This is a genomic window from Saprospiraceae bacterium, assembly GCA_016716185.1.
GTDB lineage: Bacteria > Bacteroidota > Bacteroidia > Chitinophagales > Saprospiraceae > Vicinibacter.
In genome coordinates this window covers 351,581-368,818 of record JADJWV010000001.1, presented here as the reverse complement: position 1 = coordinate 368,818, position 17,238 = coordinate 351,581, and the positions used below count along the sequence as shown (strand labels likewise).

General features: G+C 39.0%; 12 protein-coding genes and 1 pseudogene. 5 read left to right on the top strand and 8 right to left on the bottom strand.

Features of this window, described 5'->3' with window-relative positions:
- Positions 1-3 precede the first annotated feature (3 nt).
- The 8 genes and pseudogenes from IPM34_01370 to IPM34_01335 all read right to left on the bottom strand — a co-directional run bounded on the left by IPM34_01370 (position 4) and on the right by IPM34_01335 (position 11,571).
- Positions 4-4,175 (bottom strand): annotated as a pseudogene (locus IPM34_01370) (CusA/CzcA family heavy metal efflux RND transporter).
- A 91-nt stretch (positions 4,176-4,266) separates the two neighbouring features.
- Complete coding sequence (locus IPM34_01365; protein ID MBK8954193.1) at positions 4,267-4,974, bottom strand: VIT family protein; 708 nt, start codon at positions 4,972-4,974, stop codon at positions 4,267-4,269.
- 16 nt (positions 4,975-4,990) lie between these two features.
- Positions 4,991-6,361 (bottom strand): HAMP domain-containing protein, encoded by a 1,371-nt coding sequence (locus tag IPM34_01360; GenBank protein MBK8954192.1) that lies wholly within the window; start codon positions 6,359-6,361, stop codon positions 4,991-4,993.
- Entirely contained in the window at positions 6,358-7,026 is a 669-nt protein-coding gene (locus tag IPM34_01355; GenBank protein MBK8954191.1) for a response regulator transcription factor, read from the bottom strand. Before IPM34_01355 ends, IPM34_01360 begins: the two co-directional genes overlap by 4 nt.
- Before the next feature lie 277 nt (positions 7,027-7,303).
- Positions 7,304-7,876: a VOC family protein gene (locus IPM34_01350; protein ID MBK8954190.1), complete on the bottom strand. Its 573-nt coding sequence runs from the start codon at positions 7,874-7,876 to the stop codon at positions 7,304-7,306.
- Positions 7,877-8,101: 225 nt separating this feature from the next.
- A complete protein-coding gene (locus IPM34_01345; protein ID MBK8954189.1) occupies positions 8,102-9,202 on the bottom strand; it encodes a hypothetical protein in 1,101 nt (366 codons plus the stop codon).
- Between the two features lie 493 nt (positions 9,203-9,695).
- Positions 9,696-10,325 (bottom strand): response regulator transcription factor, encoded by a 630-nt coding sequence (locus tag IPM34_01340; GenBank protein MBK8954188.1) that lies wholly within the window; start codon positions 10,323-10,325, stop codon positions 9,696-9,698.
- 337 nt (positions 10,326-10,662) lie between these two features.
- The gene (locus IPM34_01335) at positions 10,663-11,571 is read right to left on the bottom strand and encodes a class I SAM-dependent methyltransferase (GenBank protein MBK8954187.1); all 909 of its coding nucleotides are present in this window, start codon (positions 11,569-11,571) and stop codon (positions 10,663-10,665) included.
- 523 nt (positions 11,572-12,094) lie between these two features.
- Between IPM34_01335 and IPM34_01330 the strand changes: the two genes are divergently transcribed.
- From IPM34_01330 to tnpA, 5 genes are all read left to right on the top strand, one after another.
- Entirely contained in the window at positions 12,095-12,718 is a 624-nt protein-coding gene (locus IPM34_01330) for an RNA polymerase sigma factor (GenBank protein ID MBK8954186.1), read from the top strand.
- On the top strand, positions 12,715-14,070 hold the full coding sequence (locus tag IPM34_01325) for a hypothetical protein (GenBank protein ID MBK8954185.1): 1,356 nt from the start codon (positions 12,715-12,717) through the stop codon (positions 14,068-14,070). Before IPM34_01330 ends, IPM34_01325 begins: the two co-directional genes overlap by 4 nt.
- Positions 14,071-14,133: 63 nt before the next feature.
- Positions 14,134-15,126 carry a hypothetical protein gene (locus tag IPM34_01320; protein MBK8954184.1) on the top strand — a complete coding sequence of 331 codons (993 nt, stop codon included), beginning with the start codon at positions 14,134-14,136 and terminating at the stop codon, positions 15,124-15,126.
- Between the two features lie 226 nt (positions 15,127-15,352).
- Positions 15,353-15,535, top strand: a complete 183-nt coding sequence (locus IPM34_01315) for a hypothetical protein (GenBank protein MBK8954183.1) — start codon at positions 15,353-15,355, stop codon at positions 15,533-15,535.
- A 773-nt stretch (positions 15,536-16,308) separates the two neighbouring features.
- A complete protein-coding gene (gene tnpA / locus IPM34_01310; GenBank protein MBK8954182.1) occupies positions 16,309-16,809 on the top strand; it encodes an IS200/IS605 family transposase in 501 nt (166 codons plus the stop codon).
- Positions 16,810-17,238: the final 429 nt, after the last annotated feature.

The window sequence follows — 17,238 nt, the reverse complement described above, 5'->3', positions numbered from 1 at the left end:
TTTTCAGTTCATTAAATAGTTTGTATCCAGTACAGTCATATTGTACTGAAAAAGTGTTGTGAGGTAGTTGGATTCTATGCTCTTGGCATTGTCTAATAGCTGGGTGTATTGCAAGAAGTTTATTTCACCATTTTGGTAGGCTTTGACTGCATGAAAAAGGGTTTCAGATGCTAATTTTTTTCCTGTTTTGGTGTAATATTTGATTCCTTCTTCGAATTGTCTCAGATCGGATTGCAATGCATCATATTTTGAGATCAACCGTATCTTGTGGTTTTCATTTTCCAGCTCTAATATGTTCACTCCTGTTTTTGCAGCGGATATTTTCGATTTTTGACTTCCGAACCATATCGGCATTGAAAGACCTACCTGAAACCCTGAGTATGATTGCTTTCCTGTTCCATTATTCGTTCCTTGAAATATGCCTATATTTAAATCGGGTAGCAACTTTTGCTTTTCTAATGAGACCTGCCGATTGGTTAATTTCAAAGCGTCACTGTAATAGTTTAATGTCGGATGTTTTAATGTATCAATGGATAAAGGACTTAACTGCGTAAGTGAGTCTTCAATAACTTCAAATGGAGTCTCGGTTTGAAGCCATTGATTTAGATTGCTGTAAGACTTGTTTATGCTCTCTTGTATTTGATAGAGACGCAAGGAGATTTCCTTTCTTTTCGTTTCTGCTGTTAACTTCTCTAGATAGTTAGACTCACCTTGTTCAAACCTTTTTCTGGCTGCATTTTCAAATGAGGCATACAAACTATCCAAATAGGAATAGTTTTTGAGCATTTGCTGCCAATAGACAATTTCGTAGTATGCTTTGGACACCTCCCTGCTGACAAGTGCCTTATCAATAAGATATTGATCAGTCAACAGTTTTGTTTTGCTCTGCGCTATTTTTCGTTGTGCTCCGTATACTGTTGGAAACTGAATCGTTTGATTTATGCCCCAAACATTAAGCGGTAGATTATTTGGAGCGATATTATTCTGATCTTTTCCATAATAAACATCCGTTTTATTTATATCTATGGCACTTCCTTCTAGTTGTTTACTTTGATTTATTCTTTGCTCGGATGCTTTTAAACCTGAATTGTTTAGAATAGCCAGGTTAATAGCCTCATCAACATTTATTAGATTGGTTTGACTGTGGACTAAGACTGGAATAGCAAGTAAAAGCAATATTGAGGTTACCTTTCTATTTAATTTGATCTTTGGTGTATGGCCTTGTCTATCGAACAAAGCATATAGCACCGGAAGTACAATTAAGGTAAGCGCTGTGGCAGATATTAATCCACCAACTACTACGGTTGCTAAAGGTCGTTGCACCTCAGCACCTGCGGAGGTAGAAATGGCCATTGGTAAGAAACCAAGAGCGGCTGCCGAGGCTGTTAGTAATACAGGTCTTAATCGATTTTTTGTGCCAATTAGAATCCGTTTGTTTATATCAGTAATCCCATGTGCCTTTAGCTCTTTAAATTCTTCTATCAGTACTATGCCATTGAGAACCGCTATACCAAAAAGGGCAATAAAGCCTACACCTGCTGAGATACTGAAGGGCAGGTCTCTGATGTACAGAAGTAGAACCCCTCCAACTGCTGACATGGGTATAGCGCTGTAAATGATTAAGGCATTCTTTACAGAATCAAAGGCGAAATAGAGTAATACAAAAATGAGGATCAGGGCAATAGGAACAGCGATCATTAATCGCTCCTTAGCAGTCCTTAAATTTTCAAATTGACCTCCATAATCTATTGTGTATCCTGTAGGAAGTTTGATTTTTTTATCAATTACTTGCTGAACGTCTTTTACTACAGATTCCAAATCACGGCCTCTAACGTTGACTCCAACCACAATCCTTCTTTTTGTATTATCTCTTGAAATTTTCGCAGGTCCTTTTGTGTATGAAATGGTCGCAAATTCACTCAACGGTAGTTGAGTGCCGTTAGGTAATTGAACGGTTGCTGTTTCAATGTCTTGAATATCTTTGTGGTGTTCTGTGTCAAACCTTACTACTAAATCGAATTGTTTCTCACCTTCGAAGACTGTTCCGGCAGGTTTTCCGGCAAATCCCATTTCAATAAGGCTATTAAGGTCTTCGACATTCAACCCATATTTTGCTATTTTTCGTCTGTCGTACTTTACTGACATTTGGGGAAGTCCTGCAACTTTTTCTATAATAATGTCGGCTGCACCATCCACATTATGAATGGCCTTTTCTATTTCTAAAGCCTTTTGGTATAGAATATCCAAATCCTCACCAAAAATCTTGATAGCTAAATCTGCACGAACTCCAGTAATCAATTCGTTAAAGCGCATTTCAATTGGTTGGGTAAATTCAAAATCTACTCCAGGAATTTTTGTTAATGCTTGTTTGAATTTATCCGCTAATTCGTCCTTGCTATGGGCAGAAACCCACTCTTCCTTCGGTCTTAGCTTGATTATGACGTCACTTTCTTCCATTGACATGGGGTCTGTAGGAACCTCGGCTGCACCGATCCTACTTACCACTTGATCGACTTCAGGGAAACTTTTTAGAATCTTTTCAATGCGGGTGGTTGCAAGCACTGTATTGCTTAATGACGTTCCAGTTTTTAATACCGGTTGTATTACAAAATCACCCTCATCCAGAGTGGGGACAAATTCGCCTCCCATTCGGGTAAATAAAAAGCCAACAATGACTAAAAGGGAAATCAAAGGATCATAGCTCCTGTCAACGCAAAGGAGAACACAAGGGCCATCGGTCTAAACATCTTACCTTCAACGCCTACCAAAGAGAGGATTGGAATGAATACAATGATGATGATGAGCTGTCCAAAGACTGCCGAGTGCATCATTTTACTTGCACCAAGGTGAGTAATGTTATCAATAAAATTCTGTCTTTCGTTTTTAGGCAGTTCCATCAGTTTGGATTGCTCTGCTGTAATCTTGAAAGCAATGAACTCCACAATAATGACCGCTCCATCGATGATAATACCAAAATCTATTGCTCCAAGGCTCATTAGATTTGCATCCACGCCAAAGATGTACATGAGCGAGAGTGCAAAAAGCAAACACATGGGTATAACAGAGGCAACAACTAAACCTGAACGTATATTTCCTAATAACAACACCACTACGAAAATGACAATCAAACATCCCAGAATGAGATTTTCTGCAATTGTGAATGTTGTTTTGCCTATGAGTTCACTTCTTTCCAGGAAGGGGTTGATGGTGATACCAGGAGGCAAAGAAGGTGCGATTTGATCAACTCTTTCTTTTACTGCATTTATCACTGCCTTTGAGTTAGCACCCTTCAGCATCATAACCTGACCAAGAACTTTTTCTCCCTCGCCATTTCCTGTAATTGATCCAAAACGTGTGGCATGACCAAAACCAACTGTGGCAACATCCTTAATGAAGATAGGAGTGCCATTTCTATTCTCAATCACTATATCTTCAATGTCCTGTAAAGAACCAACCAACCCTTCTCCTCTGATAAAATAGGTTTGATTCGTTTTTTCAATATATCCACCACCTGCTACACTATTGTTCTTTTCTAGAGAGGAAAAAACCTGAGTTACTGAGATGTTTAAGCCTCTAAGCTTTTCAGGATTTAGTGCCACTTCGTATTGCTTCAGATAACCTCCCCATGTATTCACTTCAACAACTCCTGGTATTCCGGAGAGCTGTCGCCTAACCACCCAATCCTGTATGGTGCGAATATCAGATAGGGAATACTCATACCTATATGCAGAATCGACTTCAATAACGTATTGATAAATTTCGCCAAGACCTGTAGTTATGGGTCCCATAAATGGCTTGCCAAAACCTGCTGGGATTTTTTCTTCGGCAGCCTTTATCTTTTCTGCTATTAATTGTCTTGGGAGATAAGTTCCAATTTTGTCGTTAAAGACAACAGTCACTACCGAGAGTCCAAATTTGGAGACTGATCTAATTTCCTTTACATTTGGAAGATTGGCCATCTCCAACTCCACAGGATAGGTTAGGAATTTTTCTACATCTTCTGTGGCAAGGCTTCTTGACGTTGTTATGATCTGAACTTGATTATTGGTTACATCAGGAACAGCGCCAATTGGAATCTCAGATAAAGAATAGAAACCAAAAACAATGATTCCTGCTGAAAATAACAGCACAATCAGCTTGTGATGTATGCTATACTGGATGATTTTTTCTAACATTGATATGTCCTGTTTAATTACATATCAAATGTAGAGGGGGGTGTCTAAGGCTTTTCTCAAGCCTTTCTTAAGATTTCATTAAAACGATAGCCTAGCTTAGGCTTACACCAAAGAGATGACCTACTAAGGCTGTTAAACCCATCGCAATGGTGCCCCAGAAAGTTATCCTAATGATGGCATTTTTAATACTTGATCCGCCTGTCTTGGCCGCCAATATCCCTAATATGATCAGAAAGAAGATAGCAAAGCTATAGAGGTAATACACCATGTGGTCTAACGGCATACATAGTGTTACCAATAAGGGTAAAATACCACCAGCACTAAATGCAGCGCCAGAAGCCCAAGCAGCTTGAAGAGGCTTGGCTTGGCTTATTTCATTTATACCTAATTCATCTCTAACGTGGGCAGCAAGTGCATCTTTTTCGGTGAGTTCTTTTGCAACCAACTTAGCCGTTTCTTTTTTTAACCCTCGTTGCTCATAAATATCCGTCAATCTTTGCAACTCAAATTCTGACATTTCTTTAAGCTCTTGTTTTTCCCTTTCAATATCTGCTTTTTCTACATCCGTTTGAGAACTCACAGAAACGTATTCGCCTGCTGCCATTGAAAGTGCTCCAGCTACTAAGCCTGCTAAAGTTGCGAGAATGATCGATTCGCGGGAAGAACTTGCTGTGGCAACTCCAATGGCCAAACTGGCCGTAGAAAGTATTCCATCATTAGCACCTAAAACAGCGGCACGTAACCAGTTGCTTCTGTGTATGAAATGATTTTCTAAATAATTGTCTACTGGATCTGTCATATATAATGCGGTTGTTTTAGAAAATGACGGTTACGGTTGTGCCTTTGTCTAACGTACTTTCGATCTTTACCTTGGCGTCTATTGCATCGGCACTTTTCTTCACAATGGACAATCCCAAGCCATTACCCGAAATATCTTTATGATTCAATGCTTCCGACCGATAAAAATTCTCATAGATATGATTTAAGTCACTTTCTTTGATGCCAATACCTTCATCCTGAATGGTGAAATTCACATGATTTCTTTGTTCATTCAAACTAATACTTATGGTAGAATTTTTATTTGAATACTTGATAGCGTTGCTCAATAGGTTATCTACGATGAGATTGGTGTAATAGCTACGAACTAGAAACGCTTTATTCTTATCGAAAACAAATTGTATTGTGAGGTTTTTTGCAATTATTTGACTTTTAAAGTGGGTCAAAGATTCATCAATGATTGACGGCAGGGATGAAAAGTTGATTTCTTTTTGTGCAACTTGTGAATCTAGGCGAGCGAGAAGTAACAACTGCTCTAGTGTATTTGTCATTCTCTCAATCTCTGACAGACTATACTTTATTTTAGATTCATACTCATCTTGTGTCCGTGGCTTCCTTATGAGCACCTCTAATGTGCCTCTAAGTGTGGCCAAAGGCGTTCTTAGCTCGTGAGAGGCATCAGAAGTAAATTGCCGCTCTCGTTCGATGGCATTTTCAATGCGTTCAAGTAATGCATTAAAATTGGATGATAACTCGTGGATTTCATCTCTATTTGCAGGCAAGGCCACCCTTTCTTTCAGGTTATTTTTAGTAATTCGAGAAATAGTTTTTGTAACGTCCTGAACCGGTTTTATACTTCTTCCAGCTAGCAAGCGTGAGATAAAATACAAGCATCCCAGTACAATTAGAAATGAGACAATCAATACATTTCTCAAACGAAGCAATACTGATTGTGCTGCCTCTGAAGACATGGCAGCCAGAATATATCCTTTAATTTTTCCGTTTTGCTCTATTGGTAGTTGAACCTGGCGTATGGTTCGGTTATTTAATCGTGCGTCAAAATGACCTCCAAATTTGGAGGCATTAAAGGGCAGATAATCTTCTTTAAGATTCGGGGCCTTATCCATCAAATTCCCCTGTTTGTCGATCAGTTGAATGAAAACGGGATTGACCTGAATTTCTGTATGTTCCCTTTCTTCCCATTCTGCTTTGTTCTTGAATATGATGCTGTCACCAATTATTTTGATCTCACCGGTATGCTTTTTAGCTTCATAAGAAAGGTCATTGTCCAAGTTGTTGACTACTTTTTCATGAACTACGAAGTAGATTGCCCCGAAAACAACTGCCATGATCAATGCTGTGGCGATCATGTAATTAAATGCTATTCTGTCTTTAAAATTGAGATTCATACTTCTTTGGCCGTGTACCCGACTCCTCTGATCGTTTGAATGTAATTTTCCTCGTTTGTGAGCATTAACTTCTTACGCAAGGCATTGATATATACATCAATTACACTGGAATTGTAATCGAAATGAATATCCCATACACTCTCAATAATTCGGGTTCTCCTACAAACTTTACCTTTGTTTCGCATAAGAAACTCAAGCAAGGCAAATTCCTTCTGTGTTAGGTTTATTTCCTGATCACCTTTGTGTACCTGATGGGTTTCAGTGTTGAGGGTAATGTTTCCCAGCACAAATACAGAATGTTCTCCAGATTTTGGCCTGAGTTGAACTTTGATTCTTTCTAATAGTTCTTCGAAATGAAACGGTTTTTTGATATAATCATTTGCTCCAGATTGCAAACCGAAAATTGTTTCATCAAGAGTGTCTTTGGCCGTTAGAAAGATAATAGGAGTAGATTCGTATTCTTTACGAAACTGGCGACAAATTTCAATACCGCTTAGACCAGGAAGCATCCAGTCTAATAGTAAAAGGTCATATTCACCAGAGAGGGCTAATTGAAGTCCTTTTTTACCTTCTTCCGCTACATCAACTGCAAAAGACTCTTCCTCTAATCCTTGTTTAAGAAAAGCAGCTATTCCATATTCATCCTCTACTATCAGTATTCTCATAATACAAATGTCTTTAGAGTTTCATTGATTTTTGATGAGTGTTTTCTTAAGATTCGCTTAAATATTTTAATTTATGTTTTAAATGGCATACAACGGTTTGCTGCTACCCGAAGGTGGCGTCACGACAGCCATCGGGATCGGAGCACTTCACTGTCAACCAAGCACAATTCCGCCTGAGGCGGACACAAGGCTTGATGTAACCCCGCCCGAACGTGCCCGTTCGGTAAGGGCGGGCACTGAACCGCCACTTTTGGGTAGAAGCTGTTTTGTGCAGTTTTTATTTTAGTTCTGCTAAGATAATTTTCTTTTGTTGCAATGTAATCTTCATTGCCTTTTCTCTAACCTTTGGGTCAACATTGTTTATAAGGTCAAAATACTCAACAGGAACTACCTGCCACGATAAGCCATATTTGTCTTTGCACCAACCACATGAGCTTTCTTGTCCGCCATTTTTAGTTAAGGCATTCCAATAGTAATCTGTTTCTGCTTGGTCTTTAGTGTTAATAACCAATGAAACTGATTCATTAAATTTTTGAAATGGACCTGCTGCTAAAATGCTTAATTCCATACCAGCAATTTCAATAATGGCTGTTTCAAAGTTTCCGCCTCCAGCTTCTGTTGGGTTTGTGTATTTGTGGTGTTCTTTTAGTTTACCGTCTTTAAATATTGAAAGATAATACTCGGCAACTGCTTTTGCATCTGTCGTTTCGACCCAAATTGAAGGGGTTATTTTTTGAGTAATCATATTTTCATTGGTTTTGATGGTGTCATTTGTTGCTACACTTTGGTTGATTGCTTTGTCAGCGTTTTTAGACTGATTTGAATTTGAGCAAGAGGTTGTCAAACCCATAACAAGTGCTCCAAGAATTAAATAGTTATTCATTTTATTATATTAAGGTCTGTTTGTCTATTTGTTCGCGGTGTCTGTAAAATTGCCCTTAACGTTTTACAGCTACAAGAAGTTGGCAATTTCGGAAACGGAAACTGTCTGTCGCCACTGAACTTGGTTGGAAGCACAAAACTTCACTTAAACACAGAACCGCCAATTTTTTGTAGGTGCTGTTATAGCCAGTTTTTAGTTCGTCCAAGGCTCTTTGTGTTTAGCGTCCATAAATTTTTCTTCATCAAAAATGCATAGTCCTTGCCAGCTTCCAAACCAAACTTGTCCCTTGTTATCTTCAAGAATACTTTGTGTAACATTAGATGTTAAGCCATATTCAGTTGTGAATTGTTTGAAATTATTGCCATCATATCGGTAAACACCAGAGCCTTCTGCCGTAAACCAAATATTACCTTTGCTATCTTCATAAAAATTATAAGTTTCTACACCTACAATAATTCCATCCTTTGTGAAGTTGGTATATGTTTTACCATCAAATTTGCTCACACCGCCATTAAAAGTTCCAATCCAAATATTTCCTTGTTTGTCTTCTAAGATATCTGCAACGTTATTATCGGTAAGCTCATTTTTAGCGGTTAAATGAATAAATTCTCCATTTTTATATTTAAAAATCCCATTCCCATCAGTAGCAAACCACATATTTCCATTCTTGTCTTCAATGATTTTAAAAACCAATTTGTCAGATAGCATTGGTTTTGCATTTTCGACTTTTGAAACTGGCAAAGAAAATGGTATAAACTTTTCACCGTTAAAATGACAAACTCCTCCTGTCGCCCCAACCCAAATAAGTCCGTTTTTGTCAATTGTTAAACCCCAAATTTCCGCAACCACACCGGGCAGTCCTTCTTTGAATGAAAATGTCTTAAATTTTACACCATCGTATTTTATGAGTCCTTCGGATGTTCCAAACCAAATATTACCTACGTTGTCTTCTACAATCTCTAAAACCCTAAAAAGTGGGCTGATTCCTGCAACAGTGATTTTTTCAAGTATTTTTCCATCATAGCGTATAATCCCATCACCATTTGTTCCAAACCAATAATTCCCTTTATTGTCTTGATGCATTGTCCTTACAAACTCTCTTACCATTCCATTTAAGTTGGTGTGAATTTGAGGAAATGTAGTGCTTTGTTTTAAAATGAGTGGTTGGGTGTTTACTTGATTTTGAATTGTATCAGTAACAGATTTTTCTTTTACTTGTCCCTTGCAAGAAGTGAATTGTAGAGTTGTAAGCAACAAGATTAAACTCCTTAGGATAAATAATATTTTACTCATATTAATTATAATTATCTTGTTCTTTGATTCATGTGCTAAGTCGGTTCTGTTGTAAAATTGGCTTGAACTCCCATATACTCGTATATTTCAAAACCATTAGCTCCCAAATTTAGCAATAATCGGCATAAAATATGCCGATTATTAAAAACCAATCTTATTTAGTTAGGTATATGTATTTCTGGGTATTACAAATATTTACAATCCCTGGTTGGTACATATTAACCCCTAAATATTGGATCGCTCGTTTGGAAACGTTCAAAACAAATTCGCGGAGACGCTTACAAAGATGAAAACTTATTCTTATTAAAATTTTTGATAATGATCAGACCCGTACTTAAGCTTAAATAATACGATTATTTATTCAGCTTAAATCAAACAGTCTGCTTAAGCATATAAAAGTGGAGGGTAGTTACAGGATCTGGTTAAACACAAAGAGAAATATAGCCATTGGGTTGGAAACTGATTGGATTGAATAAGTGGACTTAAAAGCGCTCTACTTAGGAAATACTTTATTCAAGGCCTCAACCTTCGAATGCACCTGCAGCTTTTCGTAGATTTTACGGAGGTAAGTGCGTACGGTTTCGATGCTGATGAAGAGCTGATCTGCAATTTCTTTGTAGGAAAGACCTTTGGCGAGCGCATGGAGGATTTCTTGTTCTCTCGTAGTGAAACTATCGAGCAGCACGTGGTCGGTCTTTTTGTTGGGAAAGGAGCTTACGACCATTCGTGCAATTTCGGAAGACATGGGAGAGCCTCCATTATAAATATCGCGTATGGCCTGGAAGACCTGTTCCGGACTGGAATTTTTGAGGATGTAGCCGGTTGCGCCTGCACACAGCGAATCAAAAGTTCGTTCGGCATCGTTGTGGGAAGTACACATCAGAAACTGAATGTCCGGACGCTTGGGTTTGCATTCCCTGACGCATTGGATGCCCGACATCCCCGGGAGTGTAATATCCATCAGCACGACATCGACCATCATGTCCGGAAATGCTTTTGAAAAATCCTCGGCACGCTCAAACTGTTTATTGCAGATGAGATCATCCGCCAGAGAAATAAGTTCGACCATCGAGGACCGGATGTCTGGATCGTCTTCTACAAGGGCAATTCGGATCTTTTGCATATTACCAGCTTTTCGTAAAATTACAAATTAGTATTTTTATTCTGACTAATTTAAATTTGGTCCTCCGGCCAGTATGGAGGCGATTTGCTTGTGGCTTAATTTTTTCATTACCGATTTTTTATAAATTGAGATCACAATCAGATTATTGGAGATAAGGACCTCCAGCCGCAATGGATGCGAGTTGAACCCTGGTAAGTTTTTTCATAAATATAATTTTAAAAGGTGGATAAATAAATAAAGTACCACAAAATTACTGCAGCTCAAAATGAAAGTGCATCACATAAAAGTAGATAAACTGAGGGATCAGGCTCACAGTACAACATGTTAATGATACAGCTTAGCATTGAATGTGCATAAAAAGATTTACACCCAGGGGTTCTTTTTTGATGCTGATCTGTTCTTCTTTAAATCCGGCATTCATCGCAAGGGACAACAATTGCTCCGGACTCCGGTGGATCAAAAACCAATCGCCAAACAATTCCATATACGCTTTGCTTGGATTATTCTGGCTGAAATTGCCGATGACAATTTCGCCACCGGGTTTGAGGAAGTTGCGAAATTTTTTAAGTGCAAGGATAAAGATTCTGTCCTCGAAATAATCAAACAAACCGGCGGACCAGACGATGTCAAATTTTTCTTCAGATGAAAACCGAAGTATATTTTTATTGTGAAAGCGAATTTGACGATTGTATTTCGAACAAAGTTTTTCTGCAAATTCGATGGCATGGGGATCCAACTCGACGCAATCGGTTTGGAGCATCGCGGGATCAGCACAATTCATATACACTTCGCAAAGATCGCGTGCAGGACCACTGGCCACATTTAAAAGGCGGACGGGACCATTCTTTAATTTATCAGCCATCAGGTTTTTGAAATACGTTTTTCGGTTTCTCACGGCAATGGGTGCAGGCTGCGTATGAAAAAAATCATCCCATCCATAATATTCAGGAAGTTCCGATTTATGTTCTGTATAAATCATATCGATGATTTTAAAATCACCGGAATATCCAAAGGGTTTGCGTATGGCAAATCCCTGGATGGTGTTGGATAGAAATTTTTCATTGAAAAGCGATCGTATAGAATCCATTGTTTCGGAAGGCATTGCATTTGAATTCAATTCAAGCAATATCTTTTCGAGTTGTGCATAATCAGATTTTTTTAATCCCTTTTGGTGAAAACAATTCTTCAAAAATGATAGCGGTTCGGTTTTTACGGAAGTGGTCAGGAAGTTTGATAAAAAAGACATGGTTTAATTATTTTGTTAAATGATGTCACAAATGTAGATGGCCTCTATTTGGCTTTTGATCACATGAAAGTGGATAAAATCTGAAAACGCAGAATGCAAAGATTCATGCCCATAGGCTGAAGGCCTAAGGCTTAAGAAAGTGTAAAGAGTAATGTTGACAATTCGAGAGAAAGTGGGAAATTCAGAGTTCAAAGTAGAGAACAACAGGCGTAAGACCATAGGAGAGTTGAACAGTTCAAGCATCGAAACGTCAAAAAAGAAACTACCCATTCTTTGTAATCCGCATGATCTGCCGGAGCCTCACTGAAAAGAAAACCCCGCACCTTCCCGCCCGAAATGGAACTATTTAGCTTTATAAAAATCTTGTCGTTCAGGCAGGAATTTCGCATCAACATGATAACGCTTAAAAAAACATGGTCATCGGCTAACAATATTTAACTCACGGGAACCGGAGAATGAGGTCTCGAATTACCATTAAGGCCAAAATCCCGATAAAATGGCATAGTTCTTAAGAAATGAAATAGTGAGCTTTATTTTATCGGGACGAAAAAAATTCACCCGCCAGGCAACAAATGGAATTAAAATACAGTCATATTGCAGCATGCAGGAAGTGGAATTGGTTCGAAAGTGTCTGGAAGGCGATCAAAAGGCCTGTAAGGAGCTTTATTCATCATATGCACCTAAAATGTTGGGGCTATGCCATAGATATATAGCTCATACCGCAGAAGCGGAGGATGCCTTGCAGGAAGGATTTATCAAAATTTTTCAAAATCTTCAATCCTGGAGACATTCGGGTCCATTGGGTGCCTGGATCCGTCGAATCATTGTCAATACTTGCTTGTCCAAGATTCAGGCTCACGGACCGGAAGTATTAAATGGTTCGGAAACTTTGGTTCCTGAAATACAAGTGGAGCCAGATATTTTTTATTCTTTGGACTACCAGGCATTTGAACAAATATTAAAAAGCATGCCCATAGGTTATCGAACCGTTTTTAATTTATCGATTATCGAGGGATACTCTTATGAAGAAATTGCAACGCTGTTGAAAATAAAAGAGGTTAGCTGTAGGTCGCAGCTCCATAAAGCAAAACAGTTTTTATATCAAAGAATTCACTCTTTGTACCCAAATTTAAAATTACCGGCATGAAACAAGACTGGAAGGATCATTTAAAAACCTTGTCCGAAAGACATGAAAAAGCAGTTCCGGATGCTATTTGGGATCAGGTAAAACTTCATTTACCTCAGAAATCCAAAAAAAGATTTCTATGGCTCTGGTGGTGCGTGCTTGGAGGTACATTACTCATTTCGGCATGGTATTTTACTGATTTATATACAGAAGGACCAGCCATAACAAAAGAAAGCAATGTTTCCGTCCAAAGCAACAAAGCTCAGGAAAACATTGAATCTATAAAGAAAGCAGATGATCTTCAACAGGCCGGGCAAGCGATGAATACACAAACCCAAAACACATCAATTCTTCAATCCGGTCTTACGAATCATGCCTCTTCCATACTCGTCCAGAATGAAAAGGCTGTTAAATTTCAAAAACATACTAACAAAACTGACCAGGGAAGTAAAACAACAGAAAAACAGGACAATATAAGGGCGAAGGTTATTGAAAATACTGCTTCGGCGGCACCACAGATATCATCCTTAGAAAGCGATGAATATTTTCAAGAAAAGGGATTCATAAGAATGATTGGTTTAGCAGTTTTACCCTTGCCTTTTGAATTAATTTACCAGCAACAAACCACCAAACCAGAAACGTCTGAACTCTACACAGGCAATTCGGGAATAAAATGTTACCAGTTTCACAAGTCGAATGCAAATTGGGGCATCGAAATTTATGCTGGGCCTGCATACAGTCCATTTCAGTTGCACGATAAGCAAGGCGACTTAAAAGCCTACCAGGAAAAAAGAGAAGCCACGGAGTCTGTCCGGACCGGATTGACTGCAGGAGTCAGAGGAGTGTTCAGCAAAGGGCATTGGTCTGTTAAATTGGGCCTGGAGTATCTTTTGATGTACGAACAGCTTCAATCAAACAGCCGTGAAACCAGAATCACTTCGGTGTATCGCGATGGCAAGTTGTTGTATATAGACACCATCAATGGATTTCGTTTGATCAAAAATCACAACTATCACCATCAGTTCAACATACCATTGATGTTGAATTACCATTGGAAATGGAAAAATCTTGAATTCGGATTGCAACCCGGTGTTGGTCTCAATTTGTGGAGTTCCCATCAGGGAAAAATTTTGAATGAATTTTCTGAGCCGATGGCTTTTGAAAATGTGGGGGGTATCAGGTTATTTGATCGCAAAATCATACCCTATTTCAGTTTTCACGTTTCTGCAAGTGGTCGAATTACCGATCAATGGAAATGGTTTGTAGAACCAGGAATTCATTATTATTTAAAACCCTTTAATGCGGACGCTTATCCTTTCGATCAAAAATACCAGAGTTTTCAGGCGAGAGTTGGTTTTCGAAAAAATTTCTGAATCAGAAGAAACAAAATACATCAACGAACAGTCATTAGGATATCTAAACAAAAATAAATCATTATGAGAACATCTAAATTGTATTTTTTCATCTGGTCGATGGGATTGATCGGATGTTTGGGTTTGGTATCTTGTGAGAATGAAGATACGTTTATTCCCGACAATGAATCAAGCACATTCAGTTATTCACGTGACATTTCCAAAGTTTCATTGCAGGATTTAAAACCCGATGCGTACCGGTTTGAAATTTTTTCTGATTGGGGTGGAGGCTACTTTTTTCCGGATGGAAGTGGCATTGAATTTCAGGGGAATAGTTTTTTACTAAATGGAAGTCTGGTCACTGGTAAAATAATTCAAATTGAAGTTGAGCTGGTTCGCAACAAAACACAAATGGTAAGTCACTTGGCAGGAACTTCTTCAGGTGATAAAATCATAGAGTCTGGAGGGATGGCCAATGTGCGAGCATTTTGTGATGGCAAAGAATTAACGATTGATCCAGCGCGAGGATATGTGCTCAGGCTATCGGTTCCTGGAGGAAATTTCAACCCCGGAATGGAGTTATTTTATGGGGAGGAAACCAACAATGGGATCAACTGGATAGAAGCCGATGGAGACCCTCAAACGCAGAACAATGTATTTTTTGCAGAATGGACACCGGACTCTACAGGCCGCGATGTTCTTGGGATGGAATGTTTTCCGAAGAAATTGGGCTGGGTCAATTGCGATTACTTCAGCAAACTAAACGACAAGCCGCTCGGGATTCCATGTCTCATCGCGCATGGCCCCTCCAACGGTGACGTTGTGAATTTGGAAGCATTTGCGGTATTCAAAAACTACATGGTAGTCATTCAACCCTGCTGCAAGGGATCCAAAGAAGAGGTCTGCTTTGGTCCATTGCCGGTTGGCGAGCCGGTCTATTATATTATGATTGGAAAAGGGAACAAAGGATATTACCTGGGTTACCTTGAAAAAGATATCATCGCGGATGATAAAGTAGTTATCGAACTTGAAATTAAAACGCTTCAGGAGATCAAGGATTTTTTAAATACTTTGTAATTACACCTCTAAGAAAAAGAACTGAACCCCGGGATGAAACCGGGGTTTTTTAGTTTGATGAAAGTACAAAAATTACACCTGGAATATATCTTTGATGACTATAGTGTCGCTCCTACGGAGCTCAAAGAGGAGAGGACTGAATGTTGATTCTATTGACATATCGCTCCTACGGAGCTTAAAAATCAGAATGACGATTGCTGATTACATTTTATAGCCAACCAAAAAAATGTTGGAGAAAATCAGGACATCGGAAGAGAGATCAGCCCCATCGGGGTGTCAGGTCAATAGCATTCAAAAAAAATATACCAGCTCCGTAGGAGCGAAACCAACACAAGCCAGGAGTCAAGTAAATAAAAAAGCCAATCTTGCCAGCGAACCAGAAGCCGAATTAAACCTCAAAAAAATTTAAATTTGTCTTTATAACCAAGCAAAAAGATGTTGGAAAGAATCCGAACATCGACCGGGAAATCAGCCCCATCGGGGCGACAGGTCAATAGCATTCAAAAAAAACATACCAGCTCCGTAGGAGCGAAACCAACACAAGCCAGGAGTCAAGTAAAAAAAAGAGATAATCTTGCCAGCGAACCAGTAGCCGAATTAAACCTCAAAAAAATTTAAATTTGTTTTTATAGCCAACCAAAAAAATGTTGGAGAAAATCAGGACATCGGAAGGGAGATCAGCCCCATCTGGGCGACAGGTCAATAGCAGTCATCAAAAAAATAAATGCCAGCTCCGTAGGAGCGAAACCAAGACAAGCCAGGAGTCAAGTAAATAAAAAAGCCAATCTTGCCAGCGAACCAGAGGCTGAATCAAACCTCAAAAAAGCTTAATTTTGTTTTTATAACCAACCAAATAGATGTCGGAAAGAATCCGAACAGCGATCGGGAAATCAGCCCCATCGGGGCGACAGGTCAATAGCAGTCATCAAAAAAATAAATACCAGCTCCGTAGGAGCGAAACCCACGTAAGCCGGGATTCAAGTAAAAAAAAAGCCAATCTTGCCAGCGAACCAGAAGCCGAATTAAACCTCAAAAAAATTTAAATTTGTTTTTATAGCCAACCAAAAAAATGTTGGAGAAAATCAGAACAGCGACCGGGAGATCAGCCCCATCGGGGCGACAGGTCAATAGCAGTCAAAAAAATAAATACCAGCTCCGTAGGAGCGAAACCTAGGGAGAAAAATGGCTAATACCTATACACAATTATACGTTCATGTAGTATTTGCAGTAAAAGGCAGAACCAATATCATTTCTACAAAATGGAAGGAAAAATTGTATCAATACATCACGGGCATCGTTACAAATAAGAATCAAAAATTAATGATCATTAACGGAATGCCAGACCATGTGCACATTCTCATTGGAATAAAACCTGATTGCAATCTTTCTGAATTAATTCGGGACATAAAATCCAATTCATCCAGATGGGTCAATGAAAATAAACATGTAGTGGGAAAATTTGAATGGCAGACTGGCTATGGAGCCTTTACAATTGGCCAATCCCAGATAGCAACCATTGCAAAATATATCCTGAATCAGGAAGCTCACCATAAAAAGAAAACATTCAGGGAAGAATACATTGATTTTTTGAAGGTGTACGAAATTGATTTCAAGCCGGAATATATATTTGATGACTATAGTGTCGCTCCTACGGAGCTCAAAGAGGAGAGGGATGAATGTTGATTCTATTGACATGTCGCTCCTACGGAGCTTAAGGAGGAGAGAGAAGATTGTTGATTATATTGTATAGCCAACCAAAAAAATGTTGCAAAAGAAACAGAACGATAATGGGAGATCAGCCCCATCGGGGCGACAGGTCAATAGCAGTCAAAAAAATAAATACCAGCTCCGTAGGAGCGAAACCCACGTAAGCCGGGATTCAAGTAAAAAAAGAGACAATCTTGCCAGCGAACCAGAGGCTGAATCAAACCTCAAAAAAGCTTAATTTTGTTTTTATAACCAACCAAATAGATGTCGGAAAGAATCCGAACAGCGACCGGGAGATCAGCCCCATCGGGGCGACAGGTCAATAGCAGTCATCAAAAAAATAAATACCAGCTCCGTAGGAGCGAAACCCACGTAAGCCGGGATTCAAGTAAAAAAAGAGACAAT